Source organism: Streptomyces sp. SYP-A7185 (assembly GCF_046103685.1).
Taxonomy (GTDB): domain Bacteria; phylum Actinomycetota; class Actinomycetes; order Streptomycetales; family Streptomycetaceae; genus Streptomyces.
The window spans coordinates 1,712,620-1,738,350 of the sequence record NZ_CP122310.1; the positions used below are offsets into that span (position 1 = coordinate 1,712,620).

Sequence of the window (25,731 nt, forward strand, 5' to 3'; positions counted from 1 at the left end):
GGGCAACCATTCCGCTGCACGAGCGGTCATGTAGCCATGATCCTCTCGTCCGAAGACGCCGGCATCTGGCTTCTGCCCATGCTGTTCCTGGTGGGGATGGCCGTCGTCTCTCCCATCGGCTGCGTGGTGCTCGCCGGACGAGTCCTGTTGCGCATCCTCCGGTCCATGGCCGCGGGGAACGTCTGGAGCGCGCTCACTCCCGGCACATGGCTGCTCGCGGCGGGGGCGGGCGTGTTCGGCGCGGGGTGCCGGTTCTCGATCTCCCTGTTCGGCAGCCCGACTGCCTGGATCGATTCGGCGAGCTTCGTCTGCGGCTGCTTCGCCCTGGCGGCGGCGACGATGGCCGCAGGTACGGCAGCACTGAACCGGCACCTCGGAAACCTCCCGGCGCCGGACCGCCAGGAGCCCTGACCGAGGCCTCGTTGTCAGTGGCTGCGGCGACAATCCAGGCATGACTTCGCCTCAGCACCTCGACGGCTTGCTCGAAGACCTCGGGCTCCAGGAGGCCGCCACGTTCACGGCCGTGTGCCATGACGACGCGGACGACGTGATCCGCGGCTTCGGCGGTGATCCCGATCAGGCCCGCCCCATGCCCCTGGAGGACCTGCGCGAGTACTACGAGGGGAACCTCGTCCTGGTGTCCCGGTCGGGACCGGCGGTCGTCGTCGTGGAGAGCAACAACTTCCAGGGGTCCCGTGAGGAGGTGCTGCGACCGCTCTCCCGCCTCGGCCGCACCGCCAGCGCCTTCTGGAACGTGAACGCGGTGTCCCGGCTGAGCCTGGCCGAGGACGGCCTGGTCTCCTCCGCGCTCGACATGGTCGTGCCCGACACCCCCTACGGAGCCCGTCCCGCGGCCTGGGAGCCCCTGTTGGAGGGCCTGCCCCTGGGGGTGAGTGCCGGCTGGAGCTCGGGGCTGGCGGCTGTCGAGCGCGCCACGGGTGCGCGGTTCGACGACACCTGGGCGAGGGGCCCACACCGCGCCGTACAGATCACGCCGGTGCCGCGGTACCTGCTGGGACAGGGACTCGTCGACTCCCCCCTGCTCCGGCGGGAGCCCTTCGTGAGCTATCTCGCGGAGCTGGGGCCCGCACAGGTGGGGCGGATGCGCCGCCACGCCCTGGAACTGGCTCTGGAGCACGCCGACTTGCGCGGGCACCCGCTGGCCGCTGCCGCCGTCGCGAGGGACGGCGCCCCGGCCACCACGCGGGAGCGGCTGGTCGAGGAACTCGTCGCCGCGAAAGACGCAGCTCTCTCCCGGGCCCGCGCCCTGCGGGCCCACGAAGCCGATGACTTCACCCCCGAGTGGGAGCGGCCCTCCGCGCTCGCCTACCGGCAAGCCATCGTCTTCAGCGTCCTCGCGCAGTGCGTCACGGAAGGCCGGCGGTTCACCTCGGCGGATCGCCTCCCGGACATCCTGAGCTCCCTGGTCACCGCGATGACCGGTGAGGGCGAGCTGGTCCAGGAGTTCTGGATGGTCCAACATCTGCACGATGCAGCCCTGAGGCAAGGCTGAGGGGCGTGGTGGGGCATCCGGGTTACGGGCGGGGGGTGGTGGACGTGGGGTCAGCGGCGCTTTTGTGATTGCAGGTACCAGGCCGCCACGAGAGCGATGACCACCAGGACGATCAGTATCTTCATGGTCTCCTGCTGCCCCGAAACGCGAGTTCGATGCGCGACCCGTTGTTGTCGGGACAAAAGGGCGGGACACAGGGGCGGGACACGACACAGGGGCGGTCTCCGCGGTGTCGCGGAGACCGCCCCTGTGTCGGAATGACGTCGGCAATACATCGGCACGGACACGTCCGGCCCGCATTCCTCGCCCCGCGCGCCCTTCCTTTACGAGCCGCACGCAGAGTTCTGTACTTTTATCTCTTCTTTCGGTTTACCTCACACGCTCAGCCCAGGCTGCGCGTGCGGTCGATCGAGCGCTGCTGCGGGACGCGTTCCAGGTGTCGGGCCACGGACTTGTCCGCGCCCTCATCCTGTGAATACGTCACGAGCAGCTCCTCGAAGAGCAGGCGACCGGCGACGAAAGCCTGACGCATCTCCTCGACCGTGCCGCCGCCCTCGGCGGCCCGCTGCGCCGCCAGGTGCAGCTGCCGCATGCCGTCGACGCGCCCGGGATGGCGGACGGACAGCGCCTCGACCTGCCGCGCGTGGGAATCCGCGGGATAGCCGAGCTCTGCTGCCAGGTGCGACAGGAGGCGGTTGGCCTGCGCCACCGCGACGCCCGGACTCTCGACGAACTTCGCTTGCAGGTCGGTCCACTGCGTGACGTACTGCTCCCGCTCCGTCGGCGCCAGCGCACGCAGGTTCAGCTTGCCGAAGCGGCGTACCCGCGTCTTCAGTTCACGTTCCGCCGCTTTGACGTCTCCATGGTGATGCGCGGCAGCACGGTCGAGTTCCGGACCGAACCGGTCCCTCATGCTTCCCGCGCGTCCCCGTGGAAATGACGGGACGAATGCGAGTGCGACGAGGAGTACGACCACGACGATGAAGACGATTCCGAGACCCACGGACATGTGTTCCGCCCTCCTCCGAGATTGCTTCAGGCACTCCCGATACCCGCGTTTCCGGAAATTACGCAGGGCAGAAAAAAACAATCCGCCGCCGAGAGATCAGCCGCTCCGAAAGCCGCAGGGGCCGCTGCCGGCGTTCCGGCAACGGCCCCGCGATCCGGCGAAGGGTCAGTTCGTGTTGAGCGTCAGGCCGTAGTACCGGAGCGTGTCGTCCAGCGGCTGGAAGTACGAGGAGCCCTCGTCGTTCACCCCGCCGCACGACTGGTTCGTCGGTCCGCCCGAGGTCATGCCCTGGGCCTGGTTGCCCGCGATGTACGCGCCGCCGCTGTCGCCGCCCTCCACGCAGACGGTGGACCGGCCCAGACCGGTGACGACGGTGTCCGGACCGCCGTTGCGATCGGTGTAGGTGACGGTCACGTTGTACGCACCGACCCGCCCGCACGTCCAGCCCGTCGTCGAACCGGACTTGCACAGGGCCGCACCGACCGCCGCACGCTGGCTGCCGCGCACCGGCACCGAGGCGCCATTGCCCCAGGTGCCGACCGCCGTGGTGATGGAGGAGCCCGACTCGATCGTCGCCAGGCCCATGTCCACGCTGTTGCGGCCGAGCGCGAAGCGGGTCGTGGAACCGGCCGCGAACTTCGAACCGTTGAAGTAGAGGCCCGGGTTGCCGACCACGCAGTGGCCCGCGGTGACGAGGTACTGCCGACCCGAGGCGTTGCGCGCGCCGAAGCCGACCGAACACCACGAACCAGGCTGGTTGTTGATGTTCATCCGGCTGCCCGGCGCGACGGCCGCCTTGGGCTCCAGCTCCTTGCCGCTCTTCACGACACGGACGGCGTCCCCGTGCCGGCGGGCCTCCTTCAGGAAGGCCCGTGCGGCCGGAGTGCCGGAGTCGGCCACGGTGACCTTGACCTGGTCGGAGGCCAGGTCGGCCTCCCAGGAGGTGACGCCGCTCGGGACGCGCTCGGCGGCCGCCTCGTCGAGCGCGGAGGTGACGCGCGTCAGCTCCGCCTCGCCCCGGCTCGGTATGCGGGCGGTCAGACCGGCGGCCTTCACCTGCGCCGCCGCACGGGCGGCGCCGACGTTCACGGTCAGCTCGCCCTTCGCGTCGAAGAACGCGCCGTCCGTCTTGACGCCGTCCCGCTCCAGGCGGTCCAGTCTCCGCTGCTGGGCGGCCTGTTCGTCGAGGCGCCGCACCGCGGCGGTCTCGCTCACGCCGAGGGTGTCCGCCAGGGCCTCGATCATCTGCGGCTCGTAGCGCGGGGCGGGGGTCGCGTCGGCGTGGGCGCCGGTGGCACCCGTGGTGGCCACCAGGGCCCCGGCTGCCGCGGCAGCGAGGAGGTAATGCCGAACATGCGCCATGGGAATGCCTTCCAAGGGTAAGTGGGGGGTGGCATAAGGAGGTTCGGTGCACCGGGGTGGGGTCAATTGGTGCACCGAACATCCATCTCGGCGCGGTACACCGGATTTCCCGGGCCGTTCCGTTGGGCGAAACCATCCCGTCGCCAAGGGTGATCGCACAAGGCATGGAGAGGGACCGGCCCTTAAGGCGAAAGGGGTAAACACTTAATGCGGGCCCGCGGTTGAGGGCACCCGCCGCGCCGCTTCAAGCTAAGGCCAAAGGTCGAGGCCAAGGCCGAGGTCGCGGGTGCGGCAGGCCCGCCGATCGGGCCGAGCCCGATATGTGATGCGGAATCGGCGTGACGGATATTGACGCACGGCGCCCGGCGGGGTTTGGTAGGCGAGGCGTGCGGTCGGGAATTCTTTTGCCCGCCGCCCCGGTCCGGCCATCTGCGGCCGTGACGCGCAACGGCTTTCACCGGGCGGTCGCACATGTTCCGGGAGTGCGGCTCGTCATCTGTCATGCCGGGAGGCGAAATTCGTGACGGTCTCATCCGGTCTGACGTCGGACAACTCGGAATCCGGTACGAGGTCACCGTCCCGTAGGGCACCACGGCCGGATGAGGGGTCGGCGTCCGGCGCGGAGCCGCAGCGGGGCGCCGGGGCGGAATCCCGTACGGGAGCGGCCTTTTCGGCGGATCGTCCCGCGCCGTTCGCCGTGGCCCTGCGTGAGGCGGTGCGCCGCCGCGGGCTTCCCCTGGACCGGATCTGCGAGCGGCTGACGGCCCGCGGGATCCGGCTCACGCCCGCGACCCTCAGCTACTGGCAGCGCGACCGCACCCGTCCCGAGCGTTCGGACTCGCTGCGCGCGGTGGTCGCCCTGGAGAGCATCCTCGACCTGGCACCCGGCGAGCTGTCCGGGCTGCTGCAGTCCCAGCGCCCCCGCGGACGCCGCCCGGCCGTACGCGTCGACGAACACGCGACCCGCCGCCTGTACGGTCGCGCGTCCCGGCAGGAACAGGCGCTCGGCGATGCCTTCCCGCGCTTCAACGAGGGCGTGGCCATCCTTCTCACCCGCGAGGTCCTGCACCTGGACGGGCGCGGCTGCGTGAGCCGGCTGACCATCAACCACCTGGTCCGTGCCGTCACCGACGGCCCCGACCGGCTGATCAACCTGCACTTCCTCGACGATCCCGACGCGGGTCTGCCCGACGCCACCGTGCACAGCGGTCAGCTGGAATCCATGCGGCAGGACGCGGTATCGGGCGGAGTGATGCTCCAGATCGGTTTCGGCCGTCCGCTGTCGTTCGGCGAGACCACGACCGTCGACTACGAGATCCGCACCGGCCCGCAGGACCATCCGACGCACCTGCACGAGCGGGGCATACGCGGCAGCCAGGACGTCTATCTGCTCCAGGTGCACTTCCCGCCGGACCGGCTCCCGGCGATCTGCCACTCCTACTACCGCGAGAACGCCTCCGCCCAGCAGCGCAAGGTGCGCCCCCTGACGGTGGACTCCTCCGGCACGGCCCACCTGTACGCGGCGCAGTGCAGGCAAGGCATCTACGGCATGAGCTGGCAGTGGCCGGACGAGGACGACTGGCCGGGAGCCGAGGGGCCGGGGTCCGCGCCACGCGGCGCGGGCCCCGGCCCGGCGCACTGACGTACGCCCTGTGGCTCAGAACAACGACTGGCCCGGCGAGGGCTCGCCCGGCGACGGCTCAGAGGCTGTCAGAGAGTGCTCGGACAGTGCTCAGAGGCCGAACTCCTGCGGGGAGAGCCCGAGCGCCGCGCAGGCCTCCCGCAGGACCTGCTCCTCGGCCGGGGCGATGTACCCGTCCGCGCCCGCGACGACGAAACCGGTCTGCACGACCGCCTTGGCCTCCATCGGCTTCTTGGCTGCCTTGGCGATCTCCTGCATGGCCTCGGTCTTGCCCTGCTGGAAGTTGAACGTCAGCTGGTCGACGTGCTTGTTGAAGCGCGTCTGGAGCTGCTCGGGCGGGAAGTTCTTCAGGACGTCGTTCTGGAGGATGAGCGACTCGACGTGCTGCCGCTCGGCCGGGTCGACCGAGCCGTCGGCGGCGGCGACCAGTGCGCACATGGCCATGCTCGCGTCGCGGTACGCACCGCTCTTGAGCTCCGTCTTGAGAGAGGCGAGCTGGGACTTGAGCACCCCCACGAGCTGCGCCTTCGAACCCCCGCCGGACCCCGACCCCGATCCCTGACCCGGCCTTCCGTGACCGCCGGAGCCGCGCGCGCCCTGCGACTGCTGCTGCAGCCCCTTGGCCTGGTCCTTGATCCGGTCCCACATCGCCATCCGTGCCACCTCGGTGCCTGTTAGCCGATCCGCGCGGTTTCCACGCGTCCTCCTGGCAACGCCTCCCCGCTCCGGGGAGTTCCGCCTCCGGCCGCACGAACGGGTGACGCGAAACGATCACACCAAACGGAACGGTCACACCACTCCCCCACCCCCTCACTCTCCCGAGACCGGTCAGGAATGAAGAAGCCCCGGGAGCCGCGCCCTGCCTAGCGTGGTGGGCATGGCAAACATCGCATCCGTCACTCTCGACGTGGCCGACCCCACGGCCGCCCGCCACTTCTACACCACGGCCTTCGGCCTGGACTCGCAGCCGCGGCTACGGGCCTCGGAGGAGCCCGCCACCGGCTTCCGCGGCTTCACGCTGTCGCTCACGGTGGCCCAGCCGGCCGACGTGAACGCCCTCGTCGACGCCGCACTCGACGCCGGCGCCACGTCCCTGAAGCCCGTCACGAAGTCCCTCTGGGGCTACGGAGGGGTCGTTCGGGCCCCGGACGGCACGATCTGGAAGGTCGCGACCTCGGCGAAGAAGGACACCGGACCCGCCACCCGGCGGATCGACTCCATGGTGCTCCTGCTGGGCGTGGCGGACGTGGCCGCGAGCAAGCGGTTCTACGTCGACCAGGGCCTGACGGTGGCGAAGAGCTTCGGCCGCGTGTACGTCGAGTTCGAGGGCGGGACAGGGCTCCTCAAGCTGGCCCTGTACCGGCGTCGTGCGCTCGCCAAGGACGCCGGGGTCTCCCCCGACGGCACCGGCTCGCACCGCCTCGTGATCGGCGGCGACGCGGGAGGGTTCACCGACCCCGACGGCTTCGCCTGGGAAGCCGTGGCCCCGGCGAGCCACCGGTGATCACGGGGTGATCCCGGCCGTGACCGTCACGCGTCGAGGCCTCCCCGCTCGACCAACTGGCGTGCGATGACGTTGCGCTGGATCTCGTTGGTGCCCTCGCCCACGATCATCAGTGGGGCGTCGCGGAAGTAGCGCTCGACGTCGAACTCGGTGGAGTAGCCGTAACCGCCGTGGATGCGCACGGCGTTGAGGGTGATCTCCATGGCGGTCTCGGAGGCGAAGAGCTTCGCCATTCCGGCTTCCATGTCCACGCGGTGGCCCGCGTCCGCCGACCGGGCCGCGTACAGGGTGAGTTGGCGGGCGGCGGTCAGCGAGGTGGCCATGTCGGCGAGGTAGTTGCCGATCGACTGGTGCTTCCAGATCGGCTCACCGAAGGCCTCGCGCTGCCGGGCGTAGGCGAGGGAGTTCTCGAACGCGGCGCGGCCGACCCCCAGGGCGCGCGCCGCGACCTGGAGCCGTCCGGTCTCCAGGCCCTTCATCATCTGCGCGAAGCCCTTGCCCTCGGCTCCGCCCAGCACGGCGTCGGGCGACGCGCGGTAGTTGTCGAAGGACAGTTCGCAGCTCTCCACGCCCTTGTATCCGAGCTTGGGCAGGTCGCGCGAGACCGTCAGGCCGGGGCCGTGCTCGGCGAGCAGGACGGAGATGCCTCGGTGGGCGGGGGTCGCGGCCGGGTCGGTCTTGCACAGCAGGGCGATGAGCTGGGAACGCCGGGAGTTGGTGATCCACGTCTTGGTGCCGTTGACGACGTATCCGCCCGAGCCGGTGTCCTTGCGGGCGGTGGTGCGCATCGCCTGGAGGTCGGAGCCGCCGCCCGGCTCGGTGAGCGCCATCGTCGCCCGGATCTCGCCGGTGGCCATCTTCGGCAGGTAGCGGCGCTTCTGGTCCTCCGTGCCGAAGTGGAGCAGCAGTTTCGCCACCACCGTGTGGCCGCCCATCGCACCGGCCAGGCTCATCCAGCCGCGGGCGAGTTCCTCGGTGATCAGGACGTAGCAGGGCATGGAGACCGGTGTGCCGCCGAATTCCTCGGGGACGGCGAGACCGAACACGCCGAGGCTCTTCATCCGCTCGATCAGGGCTTCGGGGTAGGTGTCAGCGTGCTCCAACTCCCGGACGACGGGCTTCACTTGCCTGTCGACGAAGTCCCGTACCGTCCTGACGGCGAATTGCTCGTCCTGCGACAGGGTGTCGAGAGTGCTCATGCCGAGAGTGCCCATGCAAGGAGTATCCGCACTCCTTGCCACTCTCAACCTATAGCTCATGGGGGGCCTTGCGGCAAGGGCCGGGTCGTGGCGCAAAATCATCGCCTTGAGCCGGAATCCCAGCGAAACCGGAACCCCCAGCGAAATGAGAACAATGACTGACGTGATCGTGGTTGGCGGCGGACCGACCGGCTTGATGCTGGCGAGCGAGCTGCGGCTGCACGGCGTGCGGACCGTCGTCCTGGAGAAGGCGGAGCAGCCCACGGCGCAGTCCCGGGGGCAGGGCCTGCACGCGCGCAGCGTCGAGGTGATGGCCCAGCGGGGTCTCCTGGACCGGTTCCTCGCGGTCAACGAGAAGTTCCAGGTCGGTGGCTTGTTCGGCGGCATCATGAAGCCGTGGCCGGAGAAACTGGACACGGCCCATCCGTACGGGGTGGCCACCCCGCAGCCGGTCACCGAGCGGCTGCTTCACGAGCGCGCGGTCGAACTCGGCACCGACATCCGGCGCGGCAGCGAAGTCGTCGGCCTGCGCCAGGACGAGGACGGGGTGACCGTCGAGCTGGCGGACGGGACGCACCTGCGCTCGCGCTATGTCGTCGGGTGCGACGGCGGCCGCAGTGCCGTGCGCAAGCTGCTCGGCGTCGGCTTCCCCGGAGTGGCCGCCACGGTCGAGACGCTCCTCGGCGAGGTGGAACTGACCGCGGACCAGGCGACGGTCGACGCCGCCGTGGCCGAAGTCCGCAAGACGCAGCTGCGGTTCGGCATCACGCCCGGTGAGAACGGCGTGTACCGCGTGGTGGTGCCCGCCGACGGCATGGTGGAAGACAGGGCGACCGAGCCGACCCTCGACGACTTCAAGCGGCAGCTGCGGTCCCATGCCGGCACCGACTTCGGGGTGCACTCGCCGCGCTGGCTCTCCCGGTTCGGCGACGCGACGCGGCAGGCCGAGCGCTACCGGGTCGGCCGGGTGTTCCTCGCGGGCGACGCGGCGCACATCCACCCGCCGACCGGCGGACAGGGACTCAACCTCGGTGTGCAGGACGCGTTCAACCTCGGCTGGAAGCTGGCCGCGGCGGTCGACGGCCGGGCACCGGAGGGCCTCCTGGACACCTACCACGCCGAACGGCATCCGGTGGGCGCCCGGGTGCTCGACAACACGCGCGCGCAGATCACGCTGCTCGGGACCGACCCCGGTGCGACCGCGCTGCGGGAACTGTTCGCCAAGCTGATGGACTTCGAGGAGGTGAACCGGTACGTGACCGGGATGATCACCGCGGTCGACGTGCGCTACGACTTCGGCGAGGGCCATGAACTGCTCGGCCGGCGGATACGGGACCTGGAGCTGACGAAGGGGCGGCTCTACGAGCTGATGCACGAGGGCCGCGGTCTGCTGCTCGACCGGACCGGGCGGCTCTCGGTCGCCGGATGGGGCGACCGGGTCGACCACGTCGTCGACGACTGCGAGGAACTGGACGTGCCCGCCGTGCTGCTGCGGCCCGACGGGCATGTGGCGTGGGTCGGCGAGGACCAGGAGGACCTGGTCGGCCACCTTCCGACGTGGTTCGGCGCACCGGCCCGCCACGACGGCAGCGACGCGGTCACGGGTACGCGGCCGTCGGCGTGAGCGCAGGACGGGGCCGGCGGCCCGTAGGGCTCCGGGAGGGGGCTCGACCTCTCGTGCGGTGAGCCCCCCGGGCCCCGGACCAGACCCGTATCCGTGGTCGTGGCCCGTGGCCCGTGCTCAGCCCATCTGCATGTGGAACTGCACGAGCCGCTGCTGGACGAGGTTCGCCGTGCCGCGCTGGCGGCCCGGCACGCGGCGCCGCAACGCGACCAGGGCCGGGCCGAGTTCGCGGACCGTGGCCGGGTCGCGGATCTGCTCCCACTGGTGGTGGGCGAGGTCCGCGGCGGCCTCGACGTCCGAGGCGTCGGGGGCCTGGCCCGCCGTGAGTCTGGCGGAGACCACGGCGAGCCAGATCTCGCAGCTGCGTCCGGGGTCCTTGGCGAAGATCGCCAAGTGCCCGCGGACCTCCATCCAGTGCACCACTTCGGGCGAGGAGGGCCCGTACGTACGCAGCGCCTCCTGCTCCCAGGCCGCCGCCATCGCCGCGGCCTCGCCGTGCCGGCCCGCCTCCACCGCTTTGGTGATCGCGGCGTGCGGGTCCGCGCCGGCCGTGGGCGGCGCCGACGAGGGCGGCATGTCGAGGGTGGGGGCCTGCTGTTGGGCGGGGATCGGCACCGACTGCGCGGCTGCTGCCGCCGGCGCCCCGTGGCGCAGGCCCGCGGGTCCGCCGCCGGGGACGGCACCAACGGCCGGGCCGACGGACAGCAGCATGATGGCGGTGCCGCCGCCCTCGTCCGCCGTCTGCGCCACGACGTGCTGGTGCAGGTCGGGCAGCGGCGGCCGGTGCCCGCTGCGCAGGACCGTCGCGAGCGCCTTCATGTACGAGGGCGTCGCGACGGCACGTCGGCCGGGCGGCGGCGCGATCCGCCCGTACAGCGCCACGCCCGCGCCCACGTCCAGGGGCCGCTGCGCGAGCTGCTGCCAACTGTCCGTGTCCGCGTGCAGATCGGCGATGACGGTCGTGCTGCCCGGCGGACGCAGCCGCAGCTCCTGGGCTATCCAGTGCCACGGAAATCCGGTGTAGCGCACCGTCGCCGCCGTGGTCCTCGCAAGACCCACGTGCTGCAACCGCTGACGGCGGTCGAGATGCAGCTGCCCGACCAGGTACACCGTCAACGGCCCCGGCGCCATCGCGGCCGCGCGCAGCCGCGTGAGCACCGTCTGCGGATCCAGCGGGTCCGCGAGCTCCACGACACTCGCGGTCGCGGTCCCGGCGAGCACCGCCGGAGACACCGCCGCGAGCACGGGCAGCACGGAAGCCGCGTCCACCATGCGGGCCTTGCCGACCGGCGCCGCCGCAATCAGCAGCGCGGTCCCAGGCACCGTCCCCACCCCATCAGTCACCAGAGCACCGTATCCGCTGCTCACCTCGACAGCCGCAGCGGCGGTCACCCTTTCACCCCGGCCCCTGAAGGAACCCCTGTCGGAACCCCTGTCGGAAGAGGCTGTGTGCGGGGGGTGTCGGGGCCCGGAGGACGGGTAATCGGCGGGTGCTTCGGGCTGTGGGCGGGGCTGTCGGAGCCGGCGGCCGCCGCCGGATTCAGCGGCGGCGGCCGCGGCGCTCCCGGGGGCAGGCTCCCCCTGGTGCCCCGGGAGCGGGTGTCCGCACCGGCCTGCGCGCGGAGGCCGCGGGAGTGGCCCCCGGACACGACGGCCGGCGGGACGAGCCGGTGTCCGTGCGTCCGCTGCGGGGAAAACGGACCCGGCAGCCTGAGTCGGGCCGGTCCGGGGGCTTGGGACGGGCCTGGGCGCCAGGGTAGAGCGAGCGGCCCGAAGCGGACAACGCCTTTCCGACCTTCCGCGAACCCGCTGCCGGGGCCCCGGCAGCACCAACCGTGCGCACGGCCGATGAGTTTTCGCGAGGACCGCGGTCTTCACCCCCGGAACCGCGAAAATGAAACGGCGACGACCGCCTTTCCTTGAGGAGACTTTCAGATGCGTACGTTGATCAGCACCGCGTTCATCTCGCTCGACGGTGTCGTGGAGGCCCCGGGCGGCGAGCCCGGTTACCGGAACTCCGGCTGGACCTTCAAGGACGTCGAGTTCCTCCCGGAAGCGTTCGAGATCAAGGGCCGGGAGCAGCAGGAGGCCGCGGCGGTGCTCCTGGGCCGGACGAGCTACGAGGCGTTCAGCCCCGTGTGGCCGGGCATGGAGGAGTTCGCCGAGTACAAGGACATGCCGAAGTACGTCGTCTCCACGAGCCTGGCCGAGGGCGACCTGGTGGCGGACTGGGGCCCGACGACCATCCTGCGCTCGCTGGACGAGGTCGCCGAGCTGAAGAAGACCGAGGGCGGCCCGATCATCGTGCACGGCAGCGCCACCCTGAACCGCGACCTCTCCGACGCGGGGCTGATCGACCGCTACCACCTGCTCGTCTTCCCCCTGCTGCTCGGCGCGGGCAAGCGCCTGTTCAGCGACACGGACAAGGACGCCCAGAAGCTGCGCCTGGTCGAGCACGAGGCCTACGCCAACGGCCTCCAGAAGAACGTCTTCGACGTCGTCCACTGAGGGCCGCCACGCCGAGGGGGCCGGGTCACCACCGGCCCCCACTCCCCTCGTACGCCCCTGGCCTTCCCGTCCGTCGCCTAGCCGCCGCGTACGACGCAGTCCTCCGGCTGCGGCTTTCCGGTGGGCCAGGCCAGGTCCACGTACTCCAGGGCGCCCGGGCCCGCCTTCGTGCCGGGTTTCAGGGCGACGACGGCCAGGGGCTTGTCGTAGGGGTTGCCCGCCTTGGTGAGGCAGATCCGGCCGCTCGTGCCGTTCACGCGGTTCTTGGACTGCATCGTGGCCCAGCGGTTGCCCACCTGCTCGGCGGAGGGGACCGCCTCTCCGGTGGGTTTGGCGCCGCGGATCGCCTCGACCGCGGCCCGCACCCCGTCGTGCACCATCATGGTGCGTGAGTCGCCCAGCTGGACGTCGCCGATGTCGTGGCCCCCCGACTTCAGCGCGCCGATGGTGTGCTTGAGGCGTTCCAGCTCGGCCAGCGGATCACGCAGCGAGCCGGGTGCCTTCGCCGCGGTCGGCCGCTTGCCGGTCCGCTCCTCCTCCTCGTCCTGCCAGCGTTCTATCTCGGTGGACCACGCGTCGGGGTGGGCCGGCGCGGCGTACTGCACGGTCATCTTCGGTTTGCCCGAGCCGTCGCGGAGCTCTGCCCAGTCCGCGTCGGTCATACGGTTGTTCAGCGAGGCCGCGTCCGAACCGGAGACCACGGTGAACTTCCGCTCCTCACACGCCTCTTGGGCCAGGCGCTTGAGGAAGAGCCGCAGGTGCGTGGAGCGGCCCGCGAAGTAGATGGTGTCCGCGCCCGAGTTGCAGATCGTGTTGACCGTCGGGCGGAACTGGTTGTCGACGTCGCCGGGATCGGCGACCCCGGGCGACGAGAACGTCATGTCGTCGGGGCCCGCCGGGCCGTCCTCGGGGAGCTTCTGGAAGGCGCGCGCCAGCGAGCGGACGTAGGGGTCGGGGCGCGTGTCGCGCACCAGGACGGTCTGGCGGTCCTTGCGGCTGCCGTTGAAGGCGGCGAGCGCCCGCGCCTGCTCCTCGTTGGTGGGGATGATGCGGGCGAGCCCCCGGAAGTCGTACGTCCCGTCCTTGCTCTCCTCGTTGGCGAGGGAACTCGCCGAGGCGCGGGCCACCAGGACGGGCACCTGCTGCCGGGTGAGGCTGCGCACCGCGTCCCTGGTGGCGTCCAGGGAGAGGTTGAAGCCGGTCACCGCCCGCAGGTTGTCGCTGCCGGAGCGCGCCATCCGCACCAGGTCGGGCACCACCTCGTCCTGCCGCAGGTAGTCCTTGCCGGGGTTGGCGAGCACCAGCCGCACCACCGGCTTCCCCGGCTCGCGGTTGACGCGGTACTGGGCCAGGAAGGCCCCCTGGAGTTCGCTGCGCAGCTGCCGCCGCTCGGCCTTCGACTCGGGCTGGAGCGGGAGCATCATCGCCACGGTGACGTGCGGTTGGCCGTCGATGCGGCGGTTCTCCTCGGCGATCCGGGCCGCGACCGGTGCGATCTCCGGCTCCCCGAAGTCGTAGCCGGAGCCGTTGACGCCGATGCACTCGCCGCCGGACTCGGTGACGCCCTGGGCGCAGTCGTCGGCCTCCTCGGTCAGCTTCGAGACGACGCCGTAGGCACCCAGGGCGAGAGCGACCGCCACGACACAGGTGACGATCTTCTTCAGGAGCGTGTTCCACAGGTGCTCGTGCAGCCAGTCGGCGGTGGTCCGGAACATCGGCTCAGCTCCCCTCTCCGATGTGGGCGGTGCAGGAACAGGACTGGAGCGGCTGGCGGTTGCGGGCCCTGCGGTCCCATGTGCCGGCCCGTGCGGCGAGCACCGGCGCGGCTCCCGCGTAGTCGCGGGCCAGTTCGCGCAGCAGCTGCGCCATCCGGTCCGCCGCCGCGATGTCCGGTGGCCTGGTGCGCTCCTCGCAGAGCCAGACGGCGTGCAGCAGCTCGTCCAGCTGGCGTTGCAGTTTGGTGCCGTCGACGCGGGCCACCGTCATCCGGGCGTGCCGTTCGTCGTGGCCGCCGGGCGAGGGGGCCTGGGCGAGCGCGAGCAGCTGGTCGCACCACTCCTCGGCGCCCACGCCGTCCACGGGAAAGGTGACGGCGAGGTGGTGCACGGCGCGTTCGGGGCCGTTGGCGACCAGGTCGTGGTTGAGGCCGTGTGCCGCGGTGGTGCCGAAGGCGCGGTCGGGCGACTCGGCCCGGCTGCGGTAGTGCGTGTACAGGAGGCTGTGGTTGCGGCGCCATTCGGTGCCGGCGCCGGGCGGTCCGTGGAGTCTGCTCATGAGCAGCTGCCGGAGGCCGAAGTCGCCGATGAAGTGCCGTTCGCAGGGGGGCCAGCCGCTCTCCAGGAGGTGGCGCCCGACCTCGTCCGCGCTGAGCCCGCCGGCCAGCTGCGCCAGGTCGGGGCCGCGCAGCAGGGCGCGGGCGCAGTCGCCGGTGTGCGCGACCGACAGCTGGGTGAGCAGGTCCAGCCACCGGTCGGTGTGCTCGACGGGCAGCCGCTCGGGCAGCTGGCGCAGGACCAGCTCGGTCAGCAGCACGTCCCGTACGGCGCGGGGCTCTCCGTCGAGCCCCGCGGGCTGGTCGAGGAGCTCCCGGTCGTTGTCCAGCTCCGGCAGCTCTCCGGCGGCCTCGACCAGGCGCTGCACCACACGGGGGCGATGGCCCGAGAGCCGGTGCACCGCGCTCTGCGCCCGGCGCAGGCGTGCCGCCTCCGGGGCGCCGCCGGTGTGCTGTTGCAGCTCCTTGTGGAGGTGTTCCGTGGTGAGCAGCGGCATCCGCAGGAGCAGGACGCCCTGCCCCAGCCGGCCGCGTGCCGGGAGGCGCTGCCAGCCGGGCGGCTCTTCCTGGTCCGGCCGGTAGGCGGCGAGCTCTTCGGTGCGCGGCTCGTCGGCCAGGAAAAGGGGCTGCGCCATGCGTTCGCTGGCCACGAGCACGGTCCGCTCGCGGTGGCCGTCGGCCCGGTCGCCGAGCGCCGCGGCCAGCAGCCCGCGGCCCACCGGCCAGTTGGCGTGTTGCAGCAGTACGGCGGGGCGGCCCACGCGGGTGAGCGCGGCGCCGATGCCGGTGTAGGCGGCGTCCAGATCCTCGCGCAGGGCACGGAAGAGGAAGCCTTCGGCGAACTTCCGCTCCTCGCCGCCCTGTTGGAAGTCGTGGGCGAGCAGCCGCAGGCCGGTGCCCGCGCTGCCCGCGGCGCCGGGGTAGTCGCCGTAGGTGGCGCGCACCGGTTCGGCGCCGGTGCGCGCCAGTTTCTCCAGGAACTCCGTCAGCGCGGCGCCCACCAGGGGTGCCGCCGCGGGGGCGACCACTCCGGCGAGCGCGGACAGGTAGCCGGTCACGACGTTGCGGAAGAACCGGCCGAGGCCCTTCTTGGGCTGCAACAGGGCTCGGTAGCGCTCCAGTTCCTCTTCCAGCTCGCGGCGCCGCAGCCGGGCGCCCGCCGCCACCGCGGCCATCCCGGCGAAGAACCGGGGCGTGGGCAGCGCGCCTCCCGGCCCCTCCCACTCGCTCATCCGCAGCGCGACGTCGTACATCGTCTCCGTCGCCGCCGAACGGCAGGAGGGGCGCCGGGCGGCCTCTTCCGTGTACCGCTTGTCCGCGCAGTCCACGTGCGCGACGGGCACCTTGCGTCCGAGCCGGTCCCGCAGCAGCTCAAGGAGCCGCTGCTTGCCCATGCCGGGGCCGCCGGTGAGCAGCACGACGGGCAGGTCGGGCTCGTACAGGAGTTTCTCGTCGCGCCCCCGGGCGTTGCGGCCCAGCAGTCTGGGGAAGAAGCCCGCGTCGTCGATGAGCCCCTCGAAGCCCAGTTCCCGGCCCATCCGGCGTACCCCCGTGCCGTGCGTGGCCGCTGTGCGGCGAGTGGTCAATGTCGCACGGAGCGTACTTGGCGCACCCCAGGAATACATCAACTTTTCGGCAGGAAAGGCCAGTTGACGTAGGCCTGCACCGTCCTGCGGGCCGCTACCTGGACGTGACGCGCCCGAGCGGCTCGGGGGCGGCCGCCAGCGCGTCGCACTCCGCCTTCCAGGAGGTGTCCTCCGGGCGGAACTGGCCGCGGAGGTAGGCACTGGTGAGCCGCTGGACCGCGGACACCCGCGCGGGGTTCTCGTCCGTGGTCTCCGCGACGTCGTATCCGGAGATCCCGCCGAGCCCGTGCTCGGCGCCGAACAGGGTGAGCAGGGACTTGGGGCCCGGGGAGAGGACGTACGGATCGGTGTGCCAGTCCGCGCCCGCGACGGTCAGATGGGCGGACTCGTCCCGGTCGCCCGCGACGACGAGCGTCGGCGTCGTCATCGCGGAGAAGTCCGCGGTCGCGAAGAAGGGCCAGTTCTTGGCCACCTCCTCGGTGAGGGCGTCGCCGCCCCGGCCGGGCGCGGCGAGCAGGATGCCCGCCGTGATCCGCGGGTCGGCCAGGTCCACCTCGGTCCCGTCGTCCGGGTCGGTGAGCCGGGCGCCGAGCAGCAGGCTCGCGGTGTGCCCGCCCATGGAGTGTCCTGCCACCGCCACCTTGCCGCGGTCCAGGCGCCCTTGGAGCTGCGGGACGGCCTCCTCGATCACGTCGAGCCCGTCGAGGACGCGCTTCATGTCCTCGGCCCGCGAGCGCCAGAACAGGGGTGCGCCCGGAGTGCCGGGGTCCAGGGTCAGCGTCCGCGAGCTCAGGTGGGTGGGCTGGATGACGACGAAGCCGTGCGCCGCCCAGAAGTCGGCGAGCGGGGCGTAGCCGTTGAGTGAGGAGAGGTGGTTCGAGAAGCCCTGGCCGTGCGAGAGGAGGACGATCGGCAGGTCGCTGCCGGTCACGGGCGCGGAGACCCGCACCTGTAGGTCCACGGGGCGGCCGGGGGCCGGCAGGACCACGGGCCCGACCGAGAGGACGGGGCTGGGCGGGCCGAGGACGTCGGCCGTGCCGGTCGCGGCGGCCGCGGTAGCCGTGGCGTTCGAGGAGGTCGAGGAGGTCGATGCACTCATGATGCGCGTTTCCCTTTCGATGGCCTCCGCCGCCGGTCCGCCGCGAGCGGCGGCCGGGGAGGCAGGGCGGTCAGAAACGGCCGGCTTCGGATAAGGTGAAGCGGAACGTTGTTCCGATTACGATACGGAACAGCGTTCCGCTTTGTCAACGACGCCGGAAGGAGCGCGGGATGCCCGCCGCAAGCAACTCAGGAGGGGCGCCCGCCCGCAGCAAGCGGGCCGACGCGCAGCGCAACGAGCAGACGCTGCTCTCCGCCGCCGCCGAGGTGTTCGTCGTCTCCGGCGTCGACGCGCCGATCCGCGAGATCGCGGCCCGGGCCGGCGTCGGGGTGGGGACCATCTACCGGCACTTCCCCAGCCGCTCGGACCTCGTCGTCGCGGTCTACCGCCACCAGGTCGAGGCGTGCGCCGAGGCGGGCCCGACGCTGCTCGCCGACGCCGGCTCCCCGCTGGTGGCGCTCCACCGGTGGGTCGATCTCTTCGTCGACTTCCTGGTCACCAAGCACGGACTCGCCCAGGCGATGCAGTCGGACAGCAGCGGCTTCGAGGCGCTGCACACCTACTTCCTCGACCGCCTGGTGCCCGTGTGCGCGCAACTGCTGGACGCGGCCGTCGAGGCCGCCGAGACCAAGCCCGGCACCCGCGCCTACGAGCTGATGCGGGGCATCGGCAACCTCTGCATCGGGCACGACAGCGACCCCGAGCGCTACGACCCGCGCCGCATGATCGACCTGCTCCTGCGCGGCCTGGAACAACCACGGCCCCACTGACCCGCCCCCGCAAGAAGTGGCACGGGGTCAAGGGCGCCACCGACCGGCGGGCGGCTCAGACGCTGCGGCCGTGCTCCTTCACCGCGATCCGGGCCAGCTTCGTCAGCATCATGCCGTTGCGGACCGCGACGACGTAGTCGACCGGGAGGCCGTGCATCCGGGTGCCCGGGCCGCGCAGCGGGTGCCAGTCGAGGGTGAGGAGGGTGTGCTCGCCCCAGGGGGTGAGGTTCATGGCGATGCGGGCCGCCCCGAAGGGGCCCGCCTTCGCCTCCAGCTGGAGGCGGCTCTCCGGCTCGCTGATGCGCACGACGCAGGTGTCGTCGAGCACCAGCGGGCCCACGCCGACCCGGACCGCCAGGCGGGCGCCCACCGCGGGCCAGCGCGGGTCCACGGAGGTGACCTCCTGGGTTCCCGTCACCCACTCCCCGTACCGGCGGCCGTCGGACAGCAGGCCCCAGACCTCGGTGGGCGAGGCCAGGATCAGACGGCGGTTCCGGGCCACGCCGATCACACTCCTCCTGGGCGGTATCCACCGATTTTCACACCTTGTCGCCGCACCCACCTGCCGAGGCCGCCACCGCCGGGTCGCGGGCCGACCGCCGCCGGGCGGCGCGCGCTGTGCGAGGGTGGCCGGGAGGGTGAACGCGTCCCTCGTATGCCTCGTCTGCCCGGACCGCAAGGAGCCGCATGCCGACCGCCGCCAGCCTGGCCCTGGATCTCACCTCGGGGCTGAAGACGCACGACATCGAGGCGCTGTACCAGGACCTCCACCGCCATCCCGAGCTCTCCTTCCAGGAGCACCGCACGGCAGGGATCCTCGCCGAGCGGCTGGCGGGCGCCGGGTACGCGGTGACCACCGCGGTCGGCGGCACCGGCGTCGTGGGCGTCCTGACGAACGGCGACGGGCCCGTGGTGTGGCTGCGCGGCGACATGGACGCGCTGCCGGTCACGGAGGCCACGGGGCTCTCCTATGCCTCCACCGTCGACGGTGTGATGCACGCCTGCGGCCACGACATGCACGTCACGTGGCTGGCCTTCGCCGCCGAGGCGCTCGCCGCGGCCCGCGAGACCTGGTCGGGCACCCTCGTGGTGATCGGGCAGCCCGCCGAGGAAGGCGGCGGCGGAGCCGCGGCGATGGTCTCCGACGGGCTGCACACGCGCTTCCCCCGCCCGGACGCCGTCTTCGGCCAGCACGTCGCCCCCGGTCCCGCGGGCTTCGTCTCGCACACACCGGGGCTGATCATGTCGGCCGCGGACGACCTGCACATCGTGGTGAACGGGCTCGGCGGCCACGGCTCGCGGCCCGAGGCGACCGTCGACCCGGTGGTGACGGGCGCGTACATCGTCACCCGGCTGCAATCGATCGTGTCCCGCGAGGTGGCCGCATCCGAAGCGGTGGTGCTGACCACGGGGCAGTTCAACGCGGGCCAGCGGCCCAACATCATCCCCTCGGAAGCACGGCTCGGGCTGAACCTGCGCACGCAGGACGCGACCGTGCGCGAGCGGGTCCTGGCCGCCGTGCGCCGCATCGTCGAGGGAGAGTGCGAGGCCGCCGGGTGCCCGGCGCCGCCCGAGGTGAACACCGGCGCGAGCTTCCCGGCCACGGTCAACGACGCCGCGCTGGACGCGGAGATCGCGGCCCTGCACGGCGAACTCCTGGGCGCGCAGAGCGTGGTCGACTTCGGGCCCGCGATGGGCAGCGAGGACTTCTCGCTCCTCGTGCCCACCGGGGTGCCCTACGACTTCTGGTTCGTGGCCTCGACACCGCAGGCCACCTGGAACGACGCCCCGGGGCAAGGGCTCGGCGACAAGATCACCGGGGTGCCGGGCAACCACAGTCCCCTGTTCGCCCCGGACCTCTCGGTGCTGCTGCCGGGCGTACGGACGCTGGTGGGCGCCGCGCTGCACAAGCTCGGCGCCTGAGAACCGGGCGCCCGTACGCCCGGCATCCGGCGCCCGGCGGTCAGCCGTCAGCCGTCAGCGGAAGGCCGCGTGGCCCGTGAGCGCCTGACCGAGGGCGAGCGTGTGCATCTCGCTGGTGCCCTCGTAGGTGAGCACGGACTCCAGGTTGTTGGCGTGCCGGATGACCGGATACTCCAGCGAGATGCCGTTCGCGCCGAGGATCGTGCGCGCGGTGCGGCAGATCTCGATCGCCTCGCGCACGTTGTTCAGCTTGCCGAAGCTGATCTGCGCCGGGTGCACCCCGGCCGGTGAGTCCTTCAGGGCGGACAGGTGCAGGGCGGTCAGCGTCGCCTTGTGGAGTTCCAGGGCCATGTCCACCAGCTTCTGCTGCGTCAGCTGGAAGCCCGCGATGGGCTTGCCGAACTGCTCGCGCTCCAGGGCGTAGTCGCGCGCCGCGCACCAGGCCGAGCGCGCCGCGCCCGTGACGCCCCAGACGATGCCGTAGCGCGCCTCGTTCAGGCAGGTGAGCGGGGCGCCGACCCCGCTCGCGCCGGGGAGCTGCGCGGAGGCGGGCAACCGGACGCCGTCCAGGACGAGTTCGCTGGTGACGGAGGCGCGCAGCGACATCTTGTGCTTGATGACCGGGGCCGAGAAGCCGGGGGTGTCGGTGGGGACGACGAAGCCGCGTACGCCGTCCTCCGTGCGGGCCCAGACGACGGCGACGGCCGCCACCGACCCGTTCGTGATCCACATCTTGCGGCCGTCGAGGATCCAGTCCGTGCCGTCGCGGCGGGCCCGGGTGGTCATGGACGCCGGGTCGGAGCCGTGGTCGGGCTCGGTCAGGCCGAAGCAGCCGATGGCGGAGCCCTCCGCCATGCGCGGCAGCCACTCCCGCTTCTGCTCCTCGGAACCGAAGCGGTGGATCGCGAACATCGCGAGCGAGCCCTGGACGGACACGAAGGAGCGCAGGCCGGAGTCGGTCGCCTCCAGCTCACGGCAGGCGATCCCGTACGCGCGGGCGGACATCCCGGCGCATCCGTAGCCCTCCAGATGCATGCCGAGCAGGCCGAGATCGCCGAACTCCCGGGCCAGTGCGGGCAGATCGGGAAGCTCGCCGGACTCGAACCAGCCGGCGATGTGCGGCTCCACCTTGGCGTCGAGGTACCGGCGGACCGTGTCGCGCACGGCGCGCTCCTCGTCGGTGAGCAGGGCCTCCAGGTTCAGCGGGTCGACGGCGTCGAGGGCGGGGAACGGCATGGTCAGGCTCCTTGCGGGTGGTCGTCCGGCTGACGCCGGGGGTGGCCGAGCAGACGGTCGGCGTCCGCCTCGGCGTAACCGAGTTCGGCGAGGACGTCCCTGCTGTGCAGGCCGAGGGTGGGCGGTGCGGTGCGTACGGCGGGGCGCTCGCCGCGGAAGCTGACGGGGAAGGCGACCTGCTGGAGGGGGCCCACCTCGGGGTGGTCGACCTTCTGGACCATGCCGAGCGCCTCGGTCTGCGGGCAGGCGTAGACCTCGTCGAGGGTGCGGATGGGGGCGACGGGCACGCCGCGCGGCTTGAGCAGCGCGCACCAGTGGGCCACCGTCTCGTCGACGAGGACCGCTTCCAGCTTCGCGTTGAGGGCCGTGCGGTGGGTGACGCGGGCGCGGTTGGTGGCGAAGCGCGGGTCGTCGGCCCACTCCGGGTGGCCCAGGGTCTCGCTCAGGCGGCGGAACAGGCCGTCGCTGCCGACCGCGATCACGAAGTGTCCGTCCGCTGCCGCGTAGGCCTGGTACGGGACGAGGCTGGGGTGGCCGGAGCCCAGGCGGGTGGGGCGTTCCCCGGTGGCGAAGTAGCCGGTGGCCCAGTTGATGTGCAGGGCGAGCTGCGACTCGTACAGGGAGGTCGTGACGTACTGGCCGCGCCCCGTGCGCTCGCGTTCGACGAGGGCCGAGGTGACGCCGATCAGGCCGAAGAGGGCGGCGCCGAGGTCACCCATCGCGTAACCGGCCTTGACGGGCGGGCCGTCCGGTTCGCCCGTGAGGGACATCAGGCCGGCGCTCGCCTGGGCCACCATGTCGTAGCCGGGCTCGTCGCGCAGCGGTCCCGTGTCGCCGAACGCCGAGATGTGCAGCAGGACCAGGCGGGGGTAGCGCTCGCTGAGGGCGCGGTAGTCGAAGACGGTGGCCAGGGAGCTGCCGGGGCGGAAGTTCTCCACCATGACGTCCGCGTCCGCGAGCATGCGGTGCACGGCCTCCTGGCCCTCGGGGGACTTCAGGTCCAGGGTCACCGAGCGCTTGTTGCGGTTGGCCGCCAGGTAGTAGGTGGCGTCGGGGCCGTTGAAGGGCGGTCCCCAGGCGCGGGTCGGGTCGCCGCCTTCGGGGTGCTCGACCTTGATGACGTCCGCGCCCAGGTCGGCGAGGGACATCGTGACGTACGGGCCGGCGAGGATCTTGGAGAGGTCGACGACCTTCATGCCGGCCAGGGGGGATGCGGGGCGGGGCGCGTCAGGCATGTGCGGCGGACTCCTTGGCCGTGGTGAGCGGGACCTGACCACCGTCGGCCAGTTCGGCCAGGTGGTCCAGCGCGGCGCGGGGCAGCGCGTCCGGGTCGTCGAGGAGTGCGGTGTAGGTATGGGCGACCAGGAGCGCGCGGCCGTCGCCCGTGGTACCGGTCTCGTGGTCGGCCTGGTCGTGCAGGAGCGTCGCCATGACGGCGTGCGTGAGGCGGTCGGCGTACCGTCCGATCCTCATCTCCTGCTCTTGCGGCGGGAGTTCGAGCAGGGCCTCGCCCTGCTCGCGGAGGAGTTCCCAGCGGTGCCGCACCGGGGCGCGGTCGCCGTAGGTGTCGGCGAGGGTCCGGTGGGATCCGTCGCGGCGCATGCAGCGCAGCACGTCGAGCGCGATGACGTTGGAGGAGCCCTCCCAGATGGATCCGAGGTGGGCGTCGCGCACGAGCCGGGGGCTGACCCAGTCCTCGATGTAGCCGTTGCCGCCGCGGATCTCCATGGCCTCGCCGGTGACGGAGCGGGCGCGCTTGCACAGGGTGTGCTTGGCGAGCGGCGTCAGGACGCGGACCAGGGCCCGGGCGTGCCCGTCGCCGTCGTCGGCGGCCGTGAGGCGGGCGGCGGCCTCCAGGACCAGGCCGAGCGCGGCTTCCGTGTCGAGGATCAGCGGCAGGAGCGTGGCGCGCATCAGGGGCTGGTCGAAGAGGGGCTTGCCGAAGACGTGCCGGGTGCGCGTGTGGTCGACGGACTCGCGGACCGCGCGGCGCATCAGGGCGGTGGCCCGCATGGCGTTGGACAGGCGCGAGACGTTCAGCATCTCGGCCATCTGCCGGAAGCCGTGGGTGAGTCGGCCGACCGGGGTCGCGTACGCCTCGTCCAGGGTGACCTCGCCGCTGGCGATGGAGCGGGAGCCGAGCTTGTCCTTGAGGCGGTCGATGCGGACGGCGTTGCGGGTCCCGTCGGGCCGCAGCCGGGGCACGAGGAACATGCCGAGGCCCCGGGTGCCCTCCCCCTGACCGGGCACGCGCGCGAGGGTGAGGATCACGTCGGCGGCGGGGTTGGACGCGAACCACTTCTTGCCGGTGAGCGTCCAGTGCGTGCCCCGGTCGGTGGCGAGGGTCCGCGTCAGGCCGACGTCCGTGCCGCCCTGCTGCTCCGTCATGAACATCGCACCCGTGGCCCGGAGTCCGGGGTCCGTGGAGGTGAGCGCGGCGATCTCGGCGGCGTACCGGTCGGGGTCGAACAGGCGCAGGATGCGGGCGGCCGAGTCGGTCATCGACAGCGGGCAGGCCATGCCGAACTCGGACTGCACGTAGAGGTAGGAGAGGGCGTACTTGACGGTGTGCGGGACCTTGGCGGGCCAGCCGTGGACGCCGGGCCGGTGGGACATCGCGGCGAGCCCGAAGCGTTCGTAGGCGATCGCGGCGGCGCGGTCGTGGGCCGGGTGGTACTCGATGGCGTCGATCCGCGTGCCGTCGGGGGCGTACGGGACCAGGCGCGGCGGATGGGCGTCGGCGAGGGCGGCCTGCCGGTCCAGGTCGCCCGCGGCCAGGTCGCCGAGTTCCCGCAGGAGGGGCTCGACGCGGGCGCGGTCGTCGGCGGACAGGAGGCGGTCGAGCAGGGGACGCAGGGCGGGATCGCGGTCGGCGAAGTTCATGGGCGGCACGGTGGGCACGGGTGACTCCGGATCAGGCGGGGTGTGCGGTACGGATCAGGCGGGTTGTGCGGCACGGGAGGTGGCGGCATCGGGGGCGGGCTCCTCCCCCGTGCGGGCCAGCAGGGGCAGGACGCCGACGAGGGTGAGCACGGTGTAGAGGAGGCCGAGGGCGACGACCGGCCAGATCGAGCCGAAGGTGGTGAGCAGGTACTGCGAGACGATCGGCGCGGTCCCGGCGAACAGGGTCGTGCACAGCTGGTACGAGAGGGACATGCCGGTGTAGCGGACCTCGACGGGGAAGACGCGGGCGAGGATCCCGGCGAGCGCCGCGTAGTACATGGCGTGCGGGAAGGTGGCGAGCCCCATGCCGAGGACGGCGAGCCAGAAGTCGCCGGTGCCGACGAGGACGAACATGAGCGGCAGCAGCACGAACTCCGGGAGGAGCATCCACAACACGGCTTTGCGCACGGGCCACTTGGTGGCGAGGACGGCGCCGAAGGGCTGCACGATCACCTGCACGACGAGCGCGAGCGAGATGACCGTGAGGAACGTCGTGCGGTCGAAGTCCAGGTCGGCGGTGGCCCAGGACAGCGCGAACGTCGTCTTGACGTAGGTGATCGCGACGCCCGCCGTGCCGGCGAGCACGCCGAGGAACACCAGCATCGGGGAGCGCGTGAGCACTTCCTTGACGGGCAGCTTGATGGTCTTCTTGCGGGCCAGCGCGGCCTGCATCTCGGGGGTCTCCGCGAGCCGGAGCCGGATGAAGAGCCCGACGGCCACGAGCACGGCCGAGAACAGGAACGGCACGCGCCAGCCCCAGGACTCGAAGGCCGCGTCGGGGAGTTGGGCCATCCCGAGGAAGGCCAGGGTGGCCAGGAGGTTGCCGACCGGGGAGCCCTGCTGGGCGAAGGAGCCGTACAGCAGCTTGCGTCCGGGCGGGGCGTACTCGGTGGCGATGAGGACCGCGCCGCCCCATTCGCCGCCCATCGCCACGCCCTGGATCATCCGCAGCAGGACGAGGAGGATTGGCGCGGCGGCGCCGATCTGCGCGTATCCCGGCAGCAGTCCCACGCAGAACGTGGCTCCGCCCATCATCGTCAGGGTGGTGACGAGGGCCTTCTTGCGGCCGTACTTGTCGCCGAAGTGCCCGAATATCAGGCCGCCGAGGGGGCGGGCGAGGAAGCCGACCCAGAAGGTGGCGAAGGCCGCGAGGGTGCCCACCGCGGGCGAGGCGTCGGCGAAGAAGATCTTGCCGAGGACCAGGGCCGACGCGGACCCGTAGATGTAGAAGTCGAACCACTCGATGGTGGTGCCGACGAACGCGGTGACGCCCGCGCGGCGCGCCTCGCGGGCCAGGGCGGGATCGGCACCGGATCGGGGGTCCCCGGAGAGCGGGCCCCCGGGGAGCGGGTCAGCGGAGAGCGGGTCCCCGGGGAGCGGGGCGTCTTGCTGCATGACGAGCGTCCTCTCGTGGCGGCAGATCCCGCGACGGAGGGCGACGAGGTGGGGAAGGCGGCCGAGCGGCCGGCCGCCGGTCCTCGCACCGTCGCGAGACGTGGATCACTCTGCCCTCCGCCATTAGGAGGTGTCCAAGACCAATG

The 25,731-nt window shown here is 71.9% G+C and carries 21 protein-coding genes; 8 read left to right on the top strand and 13 right to left on the bottom strand.

All coding sequences use genetic code 11. The features are described from left to right. The first annotated feature begins 36 nt into the window (after positions 1-36). Together QBL25_RS07270 and QBL25_RS07275 are read left to right on the top strand one after the other, a co-directional pair. A complete protein-coding gene (locus tag QBL25_RS07270) occupies positions 37-411 on the top strand; it encodes a hypothetical protein (protein ID WP_409056179.1) in 375 nt (124 codons plus the stop codon). Between the two features lie 40 nt (positions 412-451). After that, positions 452-1,513, top strand: coding sequence for a DUF6461 domain-containing protein (locus QBL25_RS07275; RefSeq protein ID WP_409056180.1), 1,062 nt, complete (start codon positions 452-454; stop codon positions 1,511-1,513). Between the two features lie 382 nt (positions 1,514-1,895). Here QBL25_RS07275 and QBL25_RS07280 read toward each other — a convergent pair whose 3' ends face one another. Together QBL25_RS07280 and QBL25_RS07285 are read right to left on the bottom strand one after the other, a co-directional pair. Beyond that, a complete protein-coding gene (locus QBL25_RS07280) occupies positions 1,896-2,426 on the bottom strand; it encodes a hypothetical protein (protein WP_409056181.1) in 531 nt (176 codons plus the stop codon). A gap of 261 nt (positions 2,427-2,687) precedes the next feature. After that, positions 2,688-3,884: a S1 family peptidase gene (locus tag QBL25_RS07285; RefSeq protein ID WP_409056182.1), complete on the bottom strand. Its 1,197-nt coding sequence runs from the start codon at positions 3,882-3,884 to the stop codon at positions 2,688-2,690. A gap of 697 nt (positions 3,885-4,581) precedes the next feature. Here QBL25_RS07285 and QBL25_RS07290 point away from each other — a divergent pair. After that, the gene (locus tag QBL25_RS07290) at positions 4,582-5,526 is read left to right on the top strand and encodes an XRE family transcriptional regulator (protein ID WP_409056183.1); all 945 of its coding nucleotides are present in this window, start codon (positions 4,582-4,584) and stop codon (positions 5,524-5,526) included. Positions 5,527-5,616: 90 nt separating this feature from the next. Here QBL25_RS07290 and QBL25_RS07295 read toward each other — a convergent pair whose 3' ends face one another. Further along, on the bottom strand, positions 5,617-6,180 hold the full coding sequence (locus QBL25_RS07295) for a tellurite resistance TerB family protein (RefSeq protein ID WP_409056184.1): 564 nt from the start codon (positions 6,178-6,180) through the stop codon (positions 5,617-5,619). A 223-nt stretch (positions 6,181-6,403) separates the two neighbouring features. Here QBL25_RS07295 and QBL25_RS07300 point away from each other — a divergent pair, with 223 nt between their 5' ends. Beyond that, complete coding sequence (locus QBL25_RS07300) at positions 6,404-7,030, top strand: VOC family protein (protein WP_409056185.1); 627 nt, start codon at positions 6,404-6,406, stop codon at positions 7,028-7,030. A 26-nt stretch (positions 7,031-7,056) separates the two neighbouring features. Here the strand turns inward: QBL25_RS07300 and QBL25_RS07305 are convergent, their stop codons facing one another. Continuing rightward, positions 7,057-8,229, bottom strand: a complete 1,173-nt coding sequence (locus QBL25_RS07305; protein ID WP_409062574.1) for an acyl-CoA dehydrogenase family protein — start codon at positions 8,227-8,229, stop codon at positions 7,057-7,059. A gap of 154 nt (positions 8,230-8,383) precedes the next feature. On the opposite strand from QBL25_RS07305, the gene rox reads away from it, so the two are divergent. Beyond that, on the top strand, positions 8,384-9,853 hold the full coding sequence (gene rox / locus QBL25_RS07310; protein ID WP_409056186.1) for a rifampin monooxygenase: 1,470 nt from the start codon (positions 8,384-8,386) through the stop codon (positions 9,851-9,853). A 117-nt stretch (positions 9,854-9,970) separates the two neighbouring features. Here the strand turns inward: rox and QBL25_RS07315 are convergent, their stop codons facing one another. Next, a complete protein-coding gene (locus tag QBL25_RS07315) occupies positions 9,971-11,197 on the bottom strand; it encodes a hypothetical protein (protein WP_409056187.1) in 1,227 nt (408 codons plus the stop codon). A 591-nt stretch (positions 11,198-11,788) separates the two neighbouring features. On the opposite strand from QBL25_RS07315, the gene QBL25_RS07320 reads away from it, so the two are divergent. After that, positions 11,789-12,361 (top strand): dihydrofolate reductase family protein, encoded by a 573-nt coding sequence (locus QBL25_RS07320; RefSeq protein ID WP_409056188.1) that lies wholly within the window; start codon positions 11,789-11,791, stop codon positions 12,359-12,361. Positions 12,362-12,438: 77 nt separating this feature from the next. On the opposite strand, the gene QBL25_RS07325 is transcribed toward QBL25_RS07320, so the two are convergent. The 3 genes from QBL25_RS07325 to QBL25_RS07335 form a co-directional block, all read right to left on the bottom strand. Then, positions 12,439-14,076 carry an amino acid ABC transporter substrate-binding protein gene (locus QBL25_RS07325; RefSeq protein ID WP_409056189.1) on the bottom strand — a complete coding sequence of 546 codons (1,638 nt, stop codon included), beginning with the start codon at positions 14,074-14,076 and terminating at the stop codon, positions 12,439-12,441. 4 nt (positions 14,077-14,080) lie between these two features. Beyond that, positions 14,081-16,219, bottom strand: coding sequence for a hypothetical protein (locus QBL25_RS07330; RefSeq protein ID WP_409056190.1), 2,139 nt, complete (start codon positions 16,217-16,219; stop codon positions 14,081-14,083). Between the two features lie 94 nt (positions 16,220-16,313). Continuing rightward, the gene (locus tag QBL25_RS07335) at positions 16,314-17,318 is read right to left on the bottom strand and encodes an alpha/beta hydrolase family protein (RefSeq protein ID WP_409056191.1); all 1,005 of its coding nucleotides are present in this window, start codon (positions 17,316-17,318) and stop codon (positions 16,314-16,316) included. 170 nt (positions 17,319-17,488) lie between these two features. Here QBL25_RS07335 and QBL25_RS07340 point away from each other — a divergent pair, with 170 nt between their 5' ends. Continuing rightward, the gene (locus tag QBL25_RS07340) at positions 17,489-18,088 is read left to right on the top strand and encodes a TetR/AcrR family transcriptional regulator (RefSeq protein ID WP_409056192.1); all 600 of its coding nucleotides are present in this window, start codon (positions 17,489-17,491) and stop codon (positions 18,086-18,088) included. Between the two features lie 55 nt (positions 18,089-18,143). On the opposite strand, the gene QBL25_RS07345 is transcribed toward QBL25_RS07340, so the two are convergent. After that, entirely contained in the window at positions 18,144-18,590 is a 447-nt protein-coding gene (locus QBL25_RS07345) for an SRPBCC family protein (RefSeq protein ID WP_409056193.1), read from the bottom strand. A 185-nt stretch (positions 18,591-18,775) separates the two neighbouring features. On the opposite strand from QBL25_RS07345, the gene QBL25_RS07350 reads away from it, so the two are divergent. Then, positions 18,776-20,011 carry an amidohydrolase gene (locus tag QBL25_RS07350; RefSeq protein ID WP_409056194.1) on the top strand — a complete coding sequence of 412 codons (1,236 nt, stop codon included), beginning with the start codon at positions 18,776-18,778 and terminating at the stop codon, positions 20,009-20,011. 54 nt (positions 20,012-20,065) lie between these two features. Here QBL25_RS07350 and QBL25_RS07355 read toward each other — a convergent pair whose 3' ends face one another. The 4 genes from QBL25_RS07355 to QBL25_RS07370 are packed head-to-tail and all read right to left on the bottom strand — an operon-like array spanning position 20,066 to position 25,585. Beyond that, positions 20,066-21,247: an acyl-CoA dehydrogenase family protein gene (locus QBL25_RS07355; protein ID WP_409056195.1), complete on the bottom strand. Its 1,182-nt coding sequence runs from the start codon at positions 21,245-21,247 to the stop codon at positions 20,066-20,068. Positions 21,248-21,249: 2 nt separating this feature from the next. Next, a complete protein-coding gene (locus tag QBL25_RS07360) occupies positions 21,250-22,482 on the bottom strand; it encodes a CaiB/BaiF CoA transferase family protein (protein ID WP_409056196.1) in 1,233 nt (410 codons plus the stop codon). Beyond that, entirely contained in the window at positions 22,475-24,130 is a 1,656-nt protein-coding gene (locus QBL25_RS07365) for an acyl-CoA dehydrogenase family protein (protein WP_409056197.1), read from the bottom strand. The genes QBL25_RS07360 and QBL25_RS07365 overlap by 8 nt, the downstream gene beginning before the upstream one ends. A 54-nt stretch (positions 24,131-24,184) precedes the next feature. Next, positions 24,185-25,585 carry an MFS transporter gene (locus QBL25_RS07370; RefSeq protein ID WP_409056198.1) on the bottom strand — a complete coding sequence of 467 codons (1,401 nt, stop codon included), beginning with the start codon at positions 25,583-25,585 and terminating at the stop codon, positions 24,185-24,187. Positions 25,586-25,731 lie beyond the last annotated feature (146 nt).